Here is a 17725-nt window from a genome sequence, read left to right as displayed (position 1 = left end):
AAAACAAAAAAACTATACTCTTCCCTAAGCCGATTTTCTTTTTTTATTTAATTATTACAATACTTTATTGCCCCATGGTGGGTGTGAGGGTTGAGTTATAACGTTTCAATTGATTGATCTCATTGCATGAATAAACAGATAGTATGTCAGAAAATAAATTAAACTTAACATTAAAATCAGAAAAATTTCGACTGTATTTTGTCATCGGCGGAATAACTGCTATAGGCTTAGTACTAAGGCTATACACCATAAGTAAAAAGAGTCTATGGATGGATGAGTTACGCCAAACAAGCTACTATTATTCGAGTTCACTTACACATCTCATTGAAAGAGCCGCCTCACAGAATCAACCACCCCTTGATTACTTTATAGGATACCTTCTTGCCTTTTTCTTTGATGGAAGTGAATTGCTTTACCGGTTTCCGGCTATGATCTTCGGTACATTGATTATTATTTTAACTTTTTGTATCACAAAGGAACTGTTTACACCCAAAATAGCAATACTGGCTTCTTTCTTTACAGCTTTATCAAAGGTCCTTGTTGAATACTCACAAGAGGCAAGGCCATATTCTTTATTTATTTTTCTACTATTATTGAGTCTCTGGTTACTTTTAAGAGCCCTTTCTAATGGGGATTTACGCCACTGGCTATTATTTGGGATAAGCCTTTACCTGATGCTCATATCCAGGGTGCTGCTTCCTATTGTTGCGCTCTATACATTAAATATTCTTTTCCTTTCAGCAGGTATTTTGAATTATTTCATGAAAAACAAGTCCGTTTTTTTTAAGGGAGAGAATGTTGCAAAAATTCTTTTGACTTCACTACTGGCTTTTATAGCGTACTACCCATTTTTTTATATTATTAAATCAGCATCAGGGTCTTTATCTTCCCGCAGCATTTCCTTCTCTTCTATGACAACTACTTTAAAACATTTCTCCATAGATATTATGATAGAACACTTTATTCGATTAACATATCCTCTGACATGGCTTTATCTTTTTTTTCTACTATCTGCCCTGGTCTTTGCACTAATAAAGGTGAAAAAAAAACCTTTAGTATTATTTTTTACACTATTTGTTCTTATGCTTCCCTTCGTCCAGGTGTTTGTAATGAATGAGTTGAATTTGAGAATGTACCTTAGGTATTCTGTTTATTATCTTCCTTTTTTATACATATTGGTGAGTGCAGGAATTGTATATACTTCACACATTCCTGATAAATTTGTTAAACCTTTATGGAAGATAAGTTCGGTACTTATTATATTTTTTTCATTGTTCATTGCATTAATTTCAATAAACAGCCTCAGAAATTACTACTTCATTCAGGATAAAACTGACTGGAGAGGTGCATCGCAACATCTAATGAACATATTGGGAGACAAAGATGTTATATTGACGGAAAGCTTCCATGAGTATGGGACTTGGGAACCCGGTTTTATAGGCCGCTGGTTTTATTTTAATAGTATAAATGAGGATTATAATATTGATGGTCTGACAAACTACTTATTTTCCAATCCCGAGACAAAAGGGAACCTGGTTTTGTTACTCTTTATGAACTTTCAAGGGAGTAAAAAACCACCAATAGTGAGTGACCAGCTGGAAGTTAGAGAATTTACCGGGCTTAACATTATAACTCTTAAGGAACCTTCCAAACTTTTAATGGAGAATTATTGGGTAATGTATTCAGAATTGTTACGATTTATGCCGGAAGATAGCAGCAGGGTTGACTTGTACCTTAATGCCGCCAGATGGCCTATTGCTTCATCAAATGTAAAAGAAGCAGAGGCATATTTCAGTAAAGCAAAGAAGCTCGTCCAAAATCATATGGAAAAACGCCTTGATAGTAAACTTGAATATTATAGACGATATTTATATAAGGATTTGGATACAGGAATAGTGCGCTGATGGTAATATTTTTTATGCCTCCAGAGCCCTTTGTTCCGAGTGGGCAGGGGTATGTTTTGTGCCGAATGCGGTAGGGCCAGCAAGAAAGGATTTGAATAGGGAGATATTTCAAAGCGCATCTTATTACATCAGCAGCAGTTATTATCCGGCATAGGTGAGAGTTCTGATCTGCCCTTTCCTGCGATGAATATCAAAAACAGAAACAGCAAAATATTCGGGATAGTGACAAACATGGATTGGAAGGATGGTGATTTGAACAACCTTCCTGCAAGAACTTTGAGAAAAATGTAAACTCGTTAGATATGCAACACTTTAAATGAGTTGAAAAAACACGAAAAAGGGATACAAAAGGGACTCCCACCAGATTAAGCGGTGGATTTTGGGCACTATGAGAGCTCTCTGTAGTGATGAAATGGATTGATAATTGACAGTCATGAATACCAAAGAAATTAAAATAAAGCATTTCAATAAAATAGCTTCATCGAGGGATTACTGGAGAGCAAAAAATGCCTACTATTATGCTCATCTTGAAAAATTGATAAAATTTATTATTCCACCGAAACAGAAGGTTTTAGAAATAGGATGTGGTACTGGTGAACTGCTTTATGCGGCTAATCCGGCAGAAGGAAAAGGCATTGATTTTAGTGAAAAGATGGTTGCCAGTGCAAAAAAAAAATTTCCAACTCTTAACTTTAGCCTTGGTGATGCAGAAGATCTTGATAGTGATAAAAAGTTTAACTATATCATCATGTCTGACCTTCTTGGTGAACTGACAGATGTTTGGAAGGCCTTTAGTTGTCTTAGGAAGGTAACGGACGAAAATTCCAGGATAGTGATAACATATTATAACTACTTATGGGAGCCCTTAATCAGGTTGGCTGAAAAATTAAAGCTTAAAATGCCACAGGACTATCAAAACTGGCTCTCCATTGATGATTTGGAAAACATGCTATATATGAATGGCTATGAGATAATCAAGAAGGGGAGCAGGCTTCTCATCCCCATCTATATTCCTCTCATATCACCCTTTGTTAATAAGTACCTTGCCACGCTACCCCTTTTAAAGAAACTTTGCATGCTCGATTATGTTGTAGTAAAGGAGAGTCCGCGGGATGATGGCGTTAAGGGGGATCCTTGTAGTGTTTCTGTTATTATTCCTTGCAGAAATGAACAGGGGAATATTGAAGGAGCCATAGACCGTATGCCTGAGATGGGGAAACATGGGGAGATAATATTTGTTGACGGCAACTCTACAGACGGAACCGTTGAGACAATAGAGGAAGTTATTAAAAAATACAAAGGTAAAAAAGATATTAAACTGATTCATCAGATTCCAAAAGATACCAGTGAGAACTATCTCAAAGACGACCTGGAGACACCACCTGACAAGATGTTGAAGCTAGGTAAGGGTGATGCGGTCAGGAAGGGATTTGATGCGGCCTCCGGTGACATACTTATGATTCTCGATTCTGATCTTACTGTCCCACCTGAGGAACTGCCAAAGTTTTATAATACAATTGTATCTCGCCGTGGTGAGTTCATTAATGGTTCCCGTTTAGTTTACCAGATGGAAGAAGAGGCTATGCGGACCTTAAATATCCTGGGAAACAAGTTTTTCAGCCTTCTTTTTACATGGCTTTTGGAACAGAGAATCAAGGATACATTGTGCGGAACAAAAGTTCTTTTTAAGAAAGATTATGAAAAAATAAAGGCAGGAAGGGCCTATTTTGGTGACTTTGATCCTTTTGGTGATTTTGACCTTCTCTTTGGTGCTGCAAAGCAGAACCTGAAGATTGTTGAGATACCTATCCGTTATAAAAAAAGAGAGTATGGAGAAATTAAGATTGAGAGATTTAGACATGGATTACTTCTCCTCAAAATGAGTTATATTGCCCTAAAGAAGTTCAAGTTTTATTAATTACCCCTGATCCGCCATTTTAGGCGTTAAAAAAGGTGAAGGCGGATAGCACTTTACTCCGGTTTAATATAGATAGATTGCTTATGGTATGTGAGCGGAAATGGCTGGAGGAAGATCTTGCTTATGGGAGTTTGGATAGAGAGGATTGAGATGTAAAGTTAAGGCTTGATCGGACACTTTCCTGTTTAACTGGAAGTTATCTGTTTGATTGCACGGGTTGTTTATGAAAGAAACAGACCATAGTACATAAAATGGGCTTTATAAACATGGATTAACTTTATTATTTTGCTTGCATAATATGACTATATGTAGTATATTTCACTCACAAGTGGGCTTGAAGGCCCGCTTTTTTATTGCCCGAAATTTGGAAATGAGTAAATTAACAATAGAAGAAGAAGCTGCCAGGATTGCCATACCCATACTTGAATCCTGCAATATGGAACTCGTTGATGTTGAGTACAGAAGGGAGCATGGCGGCTGGATTCTGAGGCTTTATATAGATAAAGAGGGTGGTGTTACTCTCGATGACTGCGGCATGGTCAGCCGTGAGATCGGTACCGTTATCGAGGTGGAAGAGCTTATCGACCATCATTACAATCTTGAAGTATCATCCCCGGGAATTACGAGACCATTGAAAAAGCCGGCAGACTATGAGCGGTTCAAGGGGAGATATGCAAAGATCAAGCTTTATGAGGCCATAGAGGGCATGAAGAGTTTTGTGGCGCTTATTAAGGGTGTTGAGGACAAAGAAATAATACTTGATAAAGAAGGAAAAGAAATAAAGGTAGCCTTTAACGCCATAGCGAAGGCAAATCTTGAGTTTATACAGGAGGGGTAGATGATTTTTGACCTAAACAGGGTTATAGAACAGGTTGGAAAAGACAAAGGAATTGACAAGGACGTTATCATCGAAGCGATTGAAGCGGCAATGCTTACGGCGTCAAGGAAGAAGTTCGGCTCCAAGAAGGATATTGAAGCGCAGTTTAATCCCGACGTGGGTGAAGTTGAACTTTTTCAGTTCCAGACCGTTGTGGAAAAAGTGGAAGATGCTGATAACGAAATCGGCCTGGCTGAAGCTAAAGAACTCGATCCCGATGTTGAGGTCGGTGACAGTCTTGGCATTAAACTCCCTTCAAGTGAATTCGGCCGGATTGCGGCACAAACAGCCAAACAGGTGATCATACAGCGCGTAAGGGATGCAGAGCGTGACATGATCTTTAACGAATATAAAGACCGCAAGGGTGAACTTATAAGTGGTTATGTAAGGCGTTTTGAAAAGGGTAACGTTGTTATTGACCTTGGCAAGACGGAAGGCATTATGCCCCATAAGGAGCAGATTCCAAGGGAATCTTTCAGATCGGGTGATCGTGTCAGGTGTTATGTCGTTGATGTTAAAAGGGAGACCAAGGGGCCTCAGGTTATCTTGTCCAGAATTCATTCTGACTTTATGGTTAAGCTTTTTACTCTCGAGGTTCCCGAGATTTACGAAGGTATCGTAGAGATCAAAGGGGCTGCACGGGAGCCCGGTTCGAGGGCCAAGATTGCCGTTACATCAAAGGACTCCCAGGTTGATCCTGTCGGCGCCTGTGTTGGAATGAAGGGTTCCAGGGTTCAAAGTGTGGTTCAGGAATTAAGGGGTGAAAAGATCGATATCGTTTGTTGGGATGAGGATATTGCCAAATTTGTATGTAATGCCCTTTCTCCCGCTGAAATTATCCGGGTTATTGTTGATGAAGATGAAAAGGCTGTTGAAGTCGTTGTTCCTGATGATCAGCTTTCACTGGCTATTGGAAGGAGAGGTCAGAATGTAAGACTGGCCGCGCAGCTTGTGGGCTGGAATATCGATATAAATACGGAGTCAAAGGCTGAAAAACTCTCCATAGAAGAAAGGCTGGAAGAAGAACTTGCTGCAGCCAGAGCCAGGGAGGAAAAAGCTGAAGCGCTTGAGTTGGAAGGAGAAGAGGCGGTTTCTGAAGAGAGCTCTTCCGACGAGATGCCTGTAACCAATGTGCCCGGCGTTGGTGGTAAAACGGCTGAGATTCTCACAGGGGCGGGCATTAATACCGTTTCAGAACTGGCGGCAAAAACTGTTGAAGCGTTGCTTGAGATCCAGGGGTTGGGCGAGAAGAAGGCAACTGCGCTTATTGAGAAAGCGAAAGAAACGCTTGGTAAATAATTTTGAAAAAAGGGGACGCTCTGCGCAGTTGTCTTGGCTGTAGAGAGATAGCTGAAAAAAAAAAGCTGCTAAGGCTGGTCCTTTCCCCTGATAATGAGGTTGTTTTAGATTTTTATTCCAAATTGCCCGGCAGGGGAGCTTATGTGTGCCCTCAACTAAGCTGTATGGAAAAGGCATTAAAGGGGAATGCGCTTAAAAGGGCTTTCAGGGGTAGTGTTAAAATGCCGGTGCTTGATGAAGTGGCAAGGGTCTTCACTTTACAATGTACCGAAAAGATAGCTTCTTTGCTGTCAATGGCAATAAGAAGCAGAAAAATTTCACTTGGCACGGAAGCTGTTGAAGGGGAACTTAAAAAAGGAAATCTCTCTCTTCTTTTGCTTTCCAGGGATTTATCGGAAACAGCCGGAAAGAAGTGGGAAACAAGAATAGCTGCTAAAGCCATAAACATTAAGCGTTTTCCTGATACTGAGGGAATTAAAAAGGTTTTAGGGGGAAGAAAGGTTGCTGCCTTGAAAGATTCCGGTTTGGCAGCAGCGATCATCGGGGAAATCGGGAAATTGGAAAAGATAGGTACCGACTTGATATAATAAAGGTTTCACGTATGAGAGGAGGAAGATAGGTTGAGCGAAGATGTGAAAAATAACGACGGACAAGAGATAGTCGAAAAGAGGGTAAAACCGACAGTTATCAGACGGAGGGCAAGAGTAGTGCCTCCGGCGGAAAAAGCTGAAGCGAAACCTGAAGAAACGGCTCAAGTCGAGCAAGCTGCGCCTCCTGCGGCAAAAGCCGAAGCCAAGTCGGAAACGAAACCTGTCGAGGTAGAAAAACCCAAAAAAGAGGCAGAAACCGAAGTTAAGGTTGAGGAAAAGAAAGAAACAACCGGCAAAGGGGCAGTTGATGAAAAGCCGGTCAGAGAAAAGAAAAAAGAGGAAAAGACAGAAGCAGAAAAGAAAGCAGCCATTCCTTCCGAAGTTAAAGTAGAGAAAACTCCTGTAGAGGCAAAAAAGGAGGACAAGGAGAAAGGGGCGGTTGAGTCCACGCCTTCTGCCAAGCCCGGCAAGGATCGCAAAAAGATAGCTGTTGATATTGAAAGGGATGAAAAACCGGCAAAGAAAAAAGCTTTTAAGGATTCAAAAAAGAGGGAAGTCGTTACAAAACAGGCGCTCCTCGAAGGCCGGGATACCTTCTACGGTCCCAGGGGCAGAAGGAAGAAAGCCAAGAAAGAAGGGGCTAAAAAGACTGAAATTACCACACCAAAGGCAATTAAGCGGATAATTAAATTTTCCGAATTTATTACCGTTGGAGAGCTTGCCAAAAGAATGGGAATCAAGTCATCAGAGGTGATCAGGAAACTTATTGCCCTTGGAACGATGGCAACCGTTAACCAGTCACTCGATGCTGATACGGCGACACTCCTTGCTTCCGAATTCGGTTACGAAGTGGAAAATGTGGCGCTGGAAATGGACCTTATTCTTGAGGAAAAAGAGGTTGCCGGTAAGGACTTAATGCCCAGACCGCCTGTTGTTACCATTATGGGCCATGTTGACCATGGCAAGACAACGCTCCTCGATTCTATCAGAAAAACGGACGTGACTGCCGGTGAGTCGGGTGGCATTACACAGCATATAGGCGCTTATGATGTAAAGCTGGAAAACGGTGATGTCGTTTTTCTCGATACGCCCGGTCATGAGGCTTTTACCTCCATGAGGGCAAGGGGCGCCAAGGTAACAGACCTCGTCGTTCTCGTTGTTGCTGCCGATGATGGTGTTAAGCCCCAGACGGAGGAAGCCATTGACCATGCCAAGGCGGCTGACGTGCCTATCATTGTTGCAATAAACAAGGTTGATAAGCCCGATGCCAACCCGGAAAGGGTAAAACAGGAACTTTCGAAGTTTGAACTCATCCCGGAAGAATGGGGCGGTACGACTATCTTTGCCAACGTGTCGGCTAAGGAAAGAACGGGGCTAAAGGAACTGCTCGAAATGATTCTTCTTCAGTCTGAAGTTATGGAACTGAAAGCTGCGGCCGATATGCCGGCCAGAGGAACTATTGTCGAAGCAAAGCTCGATAAAGGAAGAGGACCTGTTGCTACTGTACTGGTTCAAAGCGGTACTTTGAAAGTGGGTGATAATTTTGTTACCGGTATACATTCAGGTAAGGTGAGAGGCCTTCATAATGACAGAGGCCAGAAGGTTAAAGAAGCGGGTCCGTCTATACCTGTGGAAGTGATCGGACTTTCAGGTGTACCTGATGCGGGGGATGATTTTGTTGTTCTTGCTGAAGAGCGTCTGACCAAACAGATGAGCCTTCACAGACAGGAAAAACTAAGAGATATGGAGCTTGCCAAGATGGGTAAGGTCACTCTCGATGCGCTTTTTGACCGCATTCAGCAGGGAGAATTTCATGAACTCAATATTGTTCTCAAGGCAGATGTTCATGGTTCCATCGAGGCAATCACCGAATCCCTCCATAAGCTGAGTACGGAAAAGGTAAAGCTCAAGGTTATTCACAGTGGTGTCGGTGGAATTACGGAAAGCGATGTTCTGCTTGCCTCTGCTTCTAATGCCATTGTCATCGGCTTTCATGTAAGGCCGGAGATGAAGGCGGCAACGCTGGCAGAATCAGAAAAGATTGATATCAGGACCTATTCCATTATCTATGATGTGGTGAGCGATGTAAGGTCGGCTATGGAAGGTATGCTGAGTCCTGTTCTTAAAGAGGTTTATCTGGGAAGGGCTGAAATCAGGGAGACATACAATATCTCGAAAATTGGCACTGTTGCCGGTTGTTACGTCATTGACGGTAAAATTGGAAGGAATGCCAGTGTGAGAGTTTTAAGGGATAATGTGGTCATTTTTGAAGGAAAATTATCATCGCTTAAACGATTCAAGGATGATGTAAAAGAAGCTCTTTCCGGTTATGAATGTGGTATGGGCGTAGAGAACTTTAACGATATAAAGGTTGGCGATGTTATTGAAGCTTATACCCATGAAGAAGAGGCGGCAAAACTGTAATAAAGAGGGACTGAGAAGGGGGCTGGAAAATTGATTGTCGGTATATGCCGGATTATACTCATGTTGCACGGCGTCTCTTCTTTAAAAGAAAAAAGAGGCATCCTTAAGAAAATTGTTGAAAAAACAAAGAACCGCTTCAATATGTCCGTTTCCGAAACAGCTTTTAATGATATGTGGCAAAAGAGTGAAGTCGGCATTGCCCTGATCGGAAATGATTCGGCTTTTATTAATTCCCGGCTTGACAAGGCAGTTAATTTTATAGAAGCCATGAACCTTGCAGAAATTATTGATACAGAGATAGAGGTAATATCACTTTGAAAGAATTTAAACGATCAGAAAGGGTAAGTGATCTTCTTTACCGTGAAGTATCGAATATTCTTCTGAGAGATATAAAGGACCCCAGAGTAGAAATGGTCACCGTTACGGGAACCAGGGTTTCCGACGATTTACGCCATGCCCTCGTATTTTACAGCGTTATTGGAGATGACAGGCGCTGGACCGAAGTAGCCCAGGGGCTTAAGAGTTCCAAGGGCTATGTAAAAAGAGAATTGGGTAAAAGGCTAAAGATGAAATATCTCCCTGATCTAAAGTTTGTTGAAGACAGAACTATGGAAAAGGGCGAGAAAATGGATATGTTGCTTTCGGACCTTACCAAGAATGGATAGATTGATAAATGAGATTGTATCAGCTATTGAGGCTGATGAAAGAATCTTGATCGCTTCTCACCTCAATCCCGATGGTGACGCCATCGGCTCTTCGCTTGCGCTTGCGCTCGCTTTAAAAAAAATGAATAAAGATGTCTTTGTCTATAACAGGGACGGTGTTCCTTATCAATTTGAGCACTTGCCCGGCGCGGAAATGGTTGCAACTTCTCTTGATAGTGAGAAACCCTTCGATAGCGCTGTTGTTCTTGATTGTTCGGAACTTGAAAGAGTAGGAAAAGATTTCTCTTCCATGGTTGCCACAAAAAAATGGATAAATATTGATCATCACCTTACTAATGAGTATTTTGCAGATATTACCCTCATAGATAAGGATGCTTGTTCTACTGGCTATCTTGTCTTCAATGTTTTAAAAGCTTTGCCTGTAGAACTGGATAAAGCGATAGCGGACAATATTTATACGACTATTATTGTAGATACAGGTTCCTTCAGATACTCCAATGCAACAAATGAGGCTTTTATTGCTGCCGGAGAGTTGGTTTCACTCGGTGTGTCTCCCTGGGAGATTTCAAATAAGGTCTATGAAAATCAGCCTCTCGGGCGGATGAAGTTACTAAGCCTCGTTCTAGATAGCCTCAGGGTTTCGGAGAATGGAAAAGTAGCCTCCCTTGTTGTGACAAAGGAAATGATGTCTGCTACGGGGACAGGTCATGAAGAGACCGATGGTTTTGTAAACTATGCCAGATCCATTGAAGGGGTTGAAGTAGCATTTCTTGTGAGAGAAATTACTTCAAGTGAATATAAGATAAGTTACCGTTCAAAGGGGCTTATCAACGTTGCTTCAGTAGCCCGGTCATTTGGTGGGGGTGGTCATAGAAATGCAGCAGGTTGTGTCATGGAAGGAAGTCTTGAGGAAGCAAGAAAAGCGGCATTTTACGCTGCTGAAAAAGAAGTTGATGCAAGCTGAGAAATGAGGACTCTCTTGTCATGGCCGTTGAAAGCAAACAAAAATCGGGAATCCTTATTGTCGATAAGGTTGAAGGCATAACATCTCATGATCTTGTAGCCAGGGTGAGAAAAACATTGGCCATGAAGAAGATAGGCCATGCCGGAACCCTTGATCCCTTCGCTACGGGAGTCATGATTCTTCTGGTAGGTGAGGGGACAAAGCTCTCTAACTACCTCATGGAAGGTGAAAAACGGTACAGGGCCAGCATTGTTCTTGGTGAAAGAAGAGATACCGGTGATTTAACGGGTCACATGGTGGAGCAAATTCCTTTTCCTCCACTTGAAGAAAATATCATTGTTGATGTTCTTGCCTCTTTTAAGGGGAATTCGAAGCAAGTACCTCCCATGTATTCAGCCATAAAGAAAAATGGTGTGCCCCTTTATAAGTATGCAAGAAAAGGAATTGATCTTGAAAGAAGTGAACGGGATATATTTATTAGCGAAATTAAGCTAATAAATTTTGATGCAGATCAAATTACTATAGATGTGACTTGTTCAAAGGGTACCTATATTAGAACGCTGGCAGAGGATATAGCCAGGGCACTTGGTACCTGCGGATATCTTGGAAGTTTGAGAAGACTTGAAAACGGCAGCTTTTCAATTGATCAGGCTATATCGACAGAGGATCTTGGCAATAAGGAAAAGCTGATGTCCTCTCTTATTCCTCTACATAGCTCTCTAAAACATATGAGCAGCGTTGAAGTTAAAAAAGAGGCTGTTGAAAAAATACTTAATGGGCGTCACCTTATGGCTGGATGGCTAAAAAGTTATGAAAAGAAAGAGAGTCATGTAGATAAGGTAAAGATCCTTTCTCCTGAGGGGAGCTTGCTCTCTATTGGTGAACTCTTTTCACCGCTTTCAGCAGTAAGCAATTTGCCGGAAAAATCAGTAGTTGGAAAGAGTTTAAGGGTATTCAATAATATATAAATGGCTTTACAAATAAGGTAAAGCCATGATAAAAATATACGACTAAACATAAGAAGGAGGTGAATTAATTTGGCAATAAACAGTGACCAGAAAAAAGGAATTATTAACTCATACAAGACCCACGATTCCGATACGGGTTCCTCTGAGGTACAGGTGGCTATCTTGACGGAAAGGATTAAATACCTTACGGACCACTTTAAAACTCATGCAAAGGACCATCATTCAAGAAGGGGGCTTTTGAAGCTTGTCGGTCAGAGAAGGCGTCTGCTCAACTATCTCAAAAACAGGGATATAGGCAGATACAGAGAGCTTGTTGATAAGTTGGGTATCAGAAAATAATCAAAGCCCCCGATCATATAGGGGGATTGATTGAAACGCCTTTTATAACGCCTGATATTCAGAATAAAAGCAAATATATATGGCGGAAGAGAAACATTGATGAGGGACCGGCAAAGCGGCCCTTTAATGTATCACGCCATTATAGCGATGAATTATAGAAACATACTTGCAGCATAATTAAGAGGATTGGAGAATTAAAATAGATATGGCAACCAGGTTAGAGATTGATTTCTGGGGTAGAAAGCTATCCATAGAAACGGGGCATCTGGCAAAGCAGGCTAGCGGTTCTGCACTTGTAACATACGGTGATACGGTAGTTTTGGTTACGGCAGTTGCAAATAAAGAGCCGAAAAAGGGGATAGACTTTTTTCCTCTTACAGTTAACTATCAGGAAAAAACTTACGCAGCCGGTAAAATTCCCGGTGGTTTTTTTAAGAGAGAAGGAAGACCGTCGGAGAAAGAGACGCTCACGTCAAGACTCATTGACAGGCCTTTAAGACCTCTTTTTGAGAAGGGTTTTTTGAATGAAACTCAGGTGATTGCAACGGTTGTTTCTGTTGAACCCGATGTCGACCCTGATATGGTTGCCATGATTGGTGCCTCTGCTGCTCTTGAAGTATCAAATATTCCATTTCTCGGTCCTATTGCGGGCGTGAGAGTGGGAAGAGTTGATGGCAAGTTTATTATTAATCCCGACAGGGAAAATCTGGAAAAGAGTGACATTGACCTCATAGTTGCAGGAAGCAGGGAATCGGTTATGATGGTTGAAGGTGGGGCCAAGGTGGTTGACGATAAAGATATGCTTGAAGCGGTCTTTTTCGGTCACGAAGCGCTGGCTCCCCTCCTCGATATGCAGGAAGAGTTAAAGAAAAAATGCGGTGTCGAAAAGATGACCGTCGAGCTGCCTGAGGTTAATGAGGAACTTGACGAGAAAGTAGCCGTTTTTGCAGAGGAGAAGATAACAGAAGCGCTTAAAATCTCATCGAAGGCGGAAAGATATGATCGCCTTGATCACATTAAGGAAATTACCCTTGAAGAGTTTGGTGATGATGAAAATGCCGACTGGAATAAGGAGGTATCTTCTGTTGTTGATAAAATAAAAAAGAAAACCATGAGGAATACCATCCTCAGGGATAAGGTCAGAATTGATGGCAGGCAGACTACTGATGTAAGATCGATTTCATCTCAAGTCGGTGTTCTTCCAAGAACGCACGGTTCCGCTGTTTTTACGAGAGGTGAAACGCAGGCACTGGCGGTGACTACCCTTGGAACTGCCTCTGATGAACAGAGAATTGATGCCCTCATGGGTGAATATAAGAAGAGCTTTATGCTCCATTACAACTTCCCTCCATTTTGTGTAGGTGAGGCAAGCTTTCTCAAAAGTCCCGGTAGAAGGGAGATCGGTCACGGTGCTTTAGCTGAAAGAGCCCTTGTCAGTATTGTCCCATCGAATGAAGAATTTCCTTACACGTTGCGTATTGTTTCAGATGTACTGGAATCAAACGGCTCATCATCAATGGCAACGGTATGCGGAGGGGTCTTGTCAATGATGGATGCCGGTGTACCTATCAAGGCCCCTGTTGCGGGTATTGCCATGGGTCTTATTAAAGAGGCTGATGATGTAGCTATCTTGTCTGATATTCTCGGCGATGAAGATCATCTGGGTGATATGGACTTCAAGGTTGCAGGTACCTCTGAAGGTGTAACGGCACTCCAGATGGATATCAAGATTACCGGTGTCAACAGGGAAATCATGGCTGCCGCCCTTGAGCAGGCAAAAGAAGGAAGACTTTATATCTTGAAAGAGATGGAAAAGTCTATCAGCGAACCGAGAAAAGAACTATCTGCTCATGCGCCCAAGATAGTTACTCTCTACATCAACAAGGACAAAATCAGGGATCTCATCGGTCCCGGTGGAAAGAATATCAAGTCCATCGTAGAAGCCACCGGTGTGCAGATTAATGTTACTGATGATGGTAAGGTCGATATAGCCTCTGCCGATGATGTATCATCAAAAAAGGCTATCAGTATGGTTGAAGGTCTGACGAAAGATGCTGAAATTGGGAAACTCTACCTTGGAACTGTTAGAAAAATAATGGATTTTGGTGCATTTGTTGAAATTCTTCCCGGAACTGACGGTCTTGTTCATATTTCTGAACTGGCTGAAGAACGGGTAAGATCGGTAACGGACATCCTTTCCGAAGGGGAAGAGGTTTTAGTCAAGGTTCTCGATATCGACAGACAGGGCAAGATCAAACTATCCAGGAAAGAGGCGCTCGGACAGACGCTTAATTCCTAATTTAGTAATTCAATATTAATGTAAAAGGAGAGAAGGTCCGCCCATAAAAGGTGGGCCTTTTTTTATGGATAAAGTAATTAAATATAACAAGACCGTTCTCGATAACGGTGTCGTCATCGTCAGTGAAGAAAATCCTGTCTTTTATTCCTCCTCCATAGGGATATGGCTTAAGTGCGGATCAAGGCATGAAAAAGCCCATGAAAATGGACTCTCTCATTTTATTGAGCATATGCTTTTTAAGGGAACGGCGAAAAGAAGCGCCTTTGATATTGCCTGGCAGGTAGATTCTATTGGTGGTGTTTTAAATGCATTTACTACAAGAGAATCCACCTGTTATGACATAAAAGTTTTAAGTGAACATTCAGAACTGGCCATCGATATTCTGAGTGATCTGTTTCTTAATTCCATTTTTGAAAATAGCGAGATAGAGAAGGAACGCCAGGTCATACTTCAGGAAATAGGGATGACTCTCGATACACCCGATGACTATATTCATGACTTATTTTATGAAAGCTTCTGGGGAGACTGCGGTCTTGGGCGGCTGGTAACAGGCAGGTCTGAAAATGTTTTATCTTTTAATAGAAATGGAATCGTAGATTTCTATAAAAAGATGTATAGCCCCGGAAAAATCGTTATTGCCGCATCGGGTAATATGGAACATGATAAGCTGGTCAATGATTTTTCAAAGTATTTTAATAGTCTCAATAGGCCGGCTTGTGATTGGGATACAGAGAACATTGACTATCTGCCTAAAGTCAATGTGGTAAAGAAAAAGCTCGAACAGGTTCATCTTTCACTGGGCGTGCCTGCCCTGTCATGTACGAGCCCTGACCGATATACTTTATATATCCTCAATACTGTTCTTGGTGAAGGAATGAGTTCCAGGCTTTTTCAGGAAGTAAGAGAAAAAAGAGGCCTTGTTTATAACATCTATTCCTATGTCTCTACTTATGAAAAAGAAGGGCTTTTAGGTGTTTATGCAGCCATGAGTAAAAATGACCTCTATGAAGTCATAGAAATTTCCATGGAGGAAATCAGAAAATTAAAGGAAAATCCTTTGACTGAAGAAGAACTTCGTTCTGCAAAAGCACAGATGAAAAGCAATCTTCTTCTTGGTCTTGAAAGCAGTGAAAACAGAATGCACAGGCTTGCCGTTCATGAAATCATTTTTAAGCGGGAAATATCGGTTGAGGAAAGTATCGAAAATATTGAATCCGTTACGGCAGAAGAGGTAAGGTTAATGGCAGAGAAGCTTTTTTCCCATGAAAAAATCAGTATGGCTCTTTTGGGGGATCTTAATAAAAGAGAATTCCTTAAAAGATGGCAAGAGATAAAGGTCAAATTGCTTTAAGGAGAGAGAGATGGATATACTTGTTACGGGAGGCGCAGGATATATAGGCAGCCATGCCTGCCTCAAGCTGAAGGAGATGGGCTATAATCCTGTTGTCTATGATAATCTTGTCTATGGTCACAAGGAAGCTGCACTCGACTGGGATTTGGTAAAGGGTGACCTTGCAGATATTGATAAATTAAGAGATACTTTCAAAAAATATGACTTTCAATCAGTTATGCATTTTGCTGCCTATGCCTATGTAGGTGAGTCTGTTAAGGATCCCCAAAAATATTATGAAAACAATGTGGGCGCCGGACTAAACCTTTTAAGAGTAATGTTTGAAAGCGGTGTAAAAAATTTCATCTTTTCATCAACCTGTGCCACTTACGGAAATCCCGAGACTGACAGGATAGATGAAAAACACAGACAGCGGCCAATTAATCCTTATGGTGAAAGCAAGCTTTTTTTTGAAAAGATCCTGAAAAGTTATGGAGAGGCTTATGGCCTGAAATCGGTTTGTCTGCGTTATTTTAATGCGGCAGGCGCCGATAGTGATGGCAGGATAGGTGAAAGCCATAATCCTGAAACACATCTGATTCCTCTTGTATTAAAAGCCATCAAGGGGGAAATCGATGGTCTCTCTGTCTTTGGTGACGATTACGAAACGCCTGATGGAACCTGTATAAGAGACTATATTCATATCAGTGACCTGGCCCAGGCCCATATGCTGGCACTGAATCGCTTCAAGCATGACGATTTAAGTTCCGTATTTAACCTGGGAAATGGAAGGGGTTTTTCCGTTAAGGAAGTGATTGAATGTGCGGAAAAAGTCACCGCTTTAAAAGTGCCTTTCAAAATATGCGGCAGAAGAGAGGGAGACCCGGCAAAGCTTGTAGCTGCCGCCGGACTGGCTAAAGAGGTGCTCGGCTGGAAGCCCGAATATGCAGATCTTGAAAGAATTATTGAAACTGCCTGGAAATGGGAGCAAAATAAGAAATTTTGATTCTTCCGGGGATGGATTAATATGGATGATGAAGGCAATGGAATAGATAAAAGAGTTTTTGTTAGACATCCAACGGAAATACCCATTGAGGTCTTTTCTACCAAGATTGATGGTCCCATATGTCCAAACCTGAAAGATATCAGTGAAGGTGGTATTTCATTCAGATCAAAAGAGAACTTCCCAAAAGGTGAACTCATAGAAATTACCATTCCCTTTGTAACTCCTGTTTTCCATAGCAAGGGCATTATCGTTTGGACCAGAAGGGACGGACAGTACTATGAGATTGGCGTTCGCTTTCATAATTCCAGTGATGCCTTCAGAGTAAGAATGATTGAACAGATCTGTTATATTGAGACCTACAGAAGGGCTCAACTGGAAGAGGAGGGGCGTATGCTGACAAGCGAAGAGGCCGCCCTTGAATGGATAGAACGTTTTGCATCATCCTTTCCGAGAGATGAAGAATAAAAAAAGTTTTTCCGGCCTTTTTCCGGCTCTATCCGTGGTTAAAATACCTCTCTCTTTCTCTTCGCTCTGTGTTTAATATCTTTCGACTTTCCGCGAAGCGGCCAACATGCTATTGCTCTTAATCCGCCTTAATCCGCTCAATCCGTGTCATCCGCGTTCCATCGTCTTTCCGCGAAACCTTCTTTTTGACAGGATTAACAGGATTTTAAAACCCTCATTGCTTCTCTTTTCTTAGTGTCCATTCGTGATCGACCTGGATAACAAATCTTTTTCCAGCCCTTTTCCGCACCCTTTCCGCTTGCCCCGTCATAAAAAGGCACTTCTTTTCATATGGGGTGGTTAATATCTTTCGATTTTCCGCATAGTGCCCCCAAAAGCCATTGCTCTTAATCCGCTCAATTCGTGTCATCCGCGTTCCATCGTCTTTCCACCTTGACACACCCTAATCACTCGGATATATTCCTCAAAGCTTTGTTTTAGAAGGGGACTTTCAACTGATAGATTTTAATGGAATGTGTCCTTGTTAAGTTAGTGGTAGGTAGGAAATAAACTTTCCCCCCTTTTATTTTTATGACTGACGTGAAGTTAATTTGAAGGATAAACTATGAAATTTGAACAATTGATTGAACTCTTCCGGAAAACCCATAAAGACACGCAGTCACAGGCTGTCCGTTCGG

The 17725-nt window shown here is 41.7% G+C and carries 15 protein-coding genes; all 15 read left to right on the top strand.

The annotated features are described in order from the left end of the window. Positions 1-143 precede the first annotated feature (143 nt). On the top strand, positions 144-1904 hold the full coding sequence (locus OEV42_18495; protein MDH3976260.1) for a glycosyltransferase family 39 protein: 1761 nt from the start codon (positions 144-146) through the stop codon (positions 1902-1904). Between the two features lie 433 nt (positions 1905-2337). Next, entirely contained in the window at positions 2338-3822 is a 1485-nt protein-coding gene (locus OEV42_18490; GenBank protein ID MDH3976259.1) for a bifunctional class I SAM-dependent methyltransferase/glycosyltransferase family 2 protein, read from the top strand. Positions 3823-4192: 370 nt separating this feature from the next. Then, positions 4193-4660, top strand: coding sequence for a ribosome maturation factor RimP (locus tag OEV42_18485; protein MDH3976258.1), 468 nt, complete (start codon positions 4193-4195; stop codon positions 4658-4660). Further along, positions 4661-5998 carry a transcription termination factor NusA gene (nusA, locus tag OEV42_18480; GenBank protein ID MDH3976257.1) on the top strand — a complete coding sequence of 446 codons (1338 nt, stop codon included), beginning with the start codon at positions 4661-4663 and terminating at the stop codon, positions 5996-5998. It begins immediately after the preceding gene. 2 nt (positions 5999-6000) lie between these two features. Then, a complete protein-coding gene (locus OEV42_18475; protein ID MDH3976256.1) occupies positions 6001-6585 on the top strand; it encodes a YlxR family protein in 585 nt (194 codons plus the stop codon). Positions 6586-6618: 33 nt separating this feature from the next. Continuing rightward, a complete protein-coding gene (infB, locus tag OEV42_18470; protein MDH3976255.1) occupies positions 6619-9012 on the top strand; it encodes a translation initiation factor IF-2 in 2394 nt (797 codons plus the stop codon). A 30-nt stretch (positions 9013-9042) separates the two neighbouring features. After that, positions 9043-9330, top strand: coding sequence for a DUF503 domain-containing protein (locus OEV42_18465; GenBank protein MDH3976254.1), 288 nt, complete (start codon positions 9043-9045; stop codon positions 9328-9330). Continuing rightward, positions 9327-9677: a 30S ribosome-binding factor RbfA gene (gene rbfA / locus OEV42_18460; GenBank protein MDH3976253.1), complete on the top strand. Its 351-nt coding sequence runs from the start codon at positions 9327-9329 to the stop codon at positions 9675-9677. The genes OEV42_18465 and rbfA overlap by 4 nt, the downstream gene beginning before the upstream one ends. Continuing rightward, positions 9670-10641 (top strand): bifunctional oligoribonuclease/PAP phosphatase NrnA, encoded by a 972-nt coding sequence (locus OEV42_18455; protein ID MDH3976252.1) that lies wholly within the window; start codon positions 9670-9672, stop codon positions 10639-10641. The genes rbfA and OEV42_18455 overlap by 8 nt, the downstream gene beginning before the upstream one ends. Positions 10642-10661: 20 nt before the next feature. Beyond that, complete coding sequence (gene truB / locus OEV42_18450) at positions 10662-11609, top strand: tRNA pseudouridine(55) synthase TruB (GenBank protein MDH3976251.1); 948 nt, start codon at positions 10662-10664, stop codon at positions 11607-11609. Positions 11610-11678: 69 nt separating this feature from the next. Beyond that, positions 11679-11948: a 30S ribosomal protein S15 gene (rpsO, locus tag OEV42_18445; GenBank protein ID MDH3976250.1), complete on the top strand. Its 270-nt coding sequence runs from the start codon at positions 11679-11681 to the stop codon at positions 11946-11948. 205 nt (positions 11949-12153) lie between these two features. Beyond that, positions 12154-14247 (top strand): polyribonucleotide nucleotidyltransferase, encoded by a 2094-nt coding sequence (gene pnp / locus OEV42_18440; protein MDH3976249.1) that lies wholly within the window; start codon positions 12154-12156, stop codon positions 14245-14247. A gap of 64 nt (positions 14248-14311) precedes the next feature. Beyond that, a complete protein-coding gene (locus OEV42_18435; GenBank protein ID MDH3976248.1) occupies positions 14312-15598 on the top strand; it encodes an insulinase family protein in 1287 nt (428 codons plus the stop codon). Positions 15599-15608: 10 nt separating this feature from the next. Beyond that, complete coding sequence (gene galE / locus OEV42_18430) at positions 15609-16583, top strand: UDP-glucose 4-epimerase GalE (protein ID MDH3976247.1); 975 nt, start codon at positions 15609-15611, stop codon at positions 16581-16583. Positions 16584-16604: 21 nt separating this feature from the next. Beyond that, positions 16605-17048, top strand: a complete 444-nt coding sequence (locus OEV42_18425) for a PilZ domain-containing protein (protein MDH3976246.1) — start codon at positions 16605-16607, stop codon at positions 17046-17048. Positions 17049-17725 lie beyond the last annotated feature (677 nt).

The organism is Deltaproteobacteria bacterium, from assembly GCA_029860075.1.
Lineage (GTDB): Bacteria > Desulfobacterota > JADFVX01 > JADFVX01 > JADFVX01 > JAOUBX01.
Note: the sequence above shows the minus strand (reverse complement) of the source record. Positions and strands in the feature narration are given on the sequence as shown.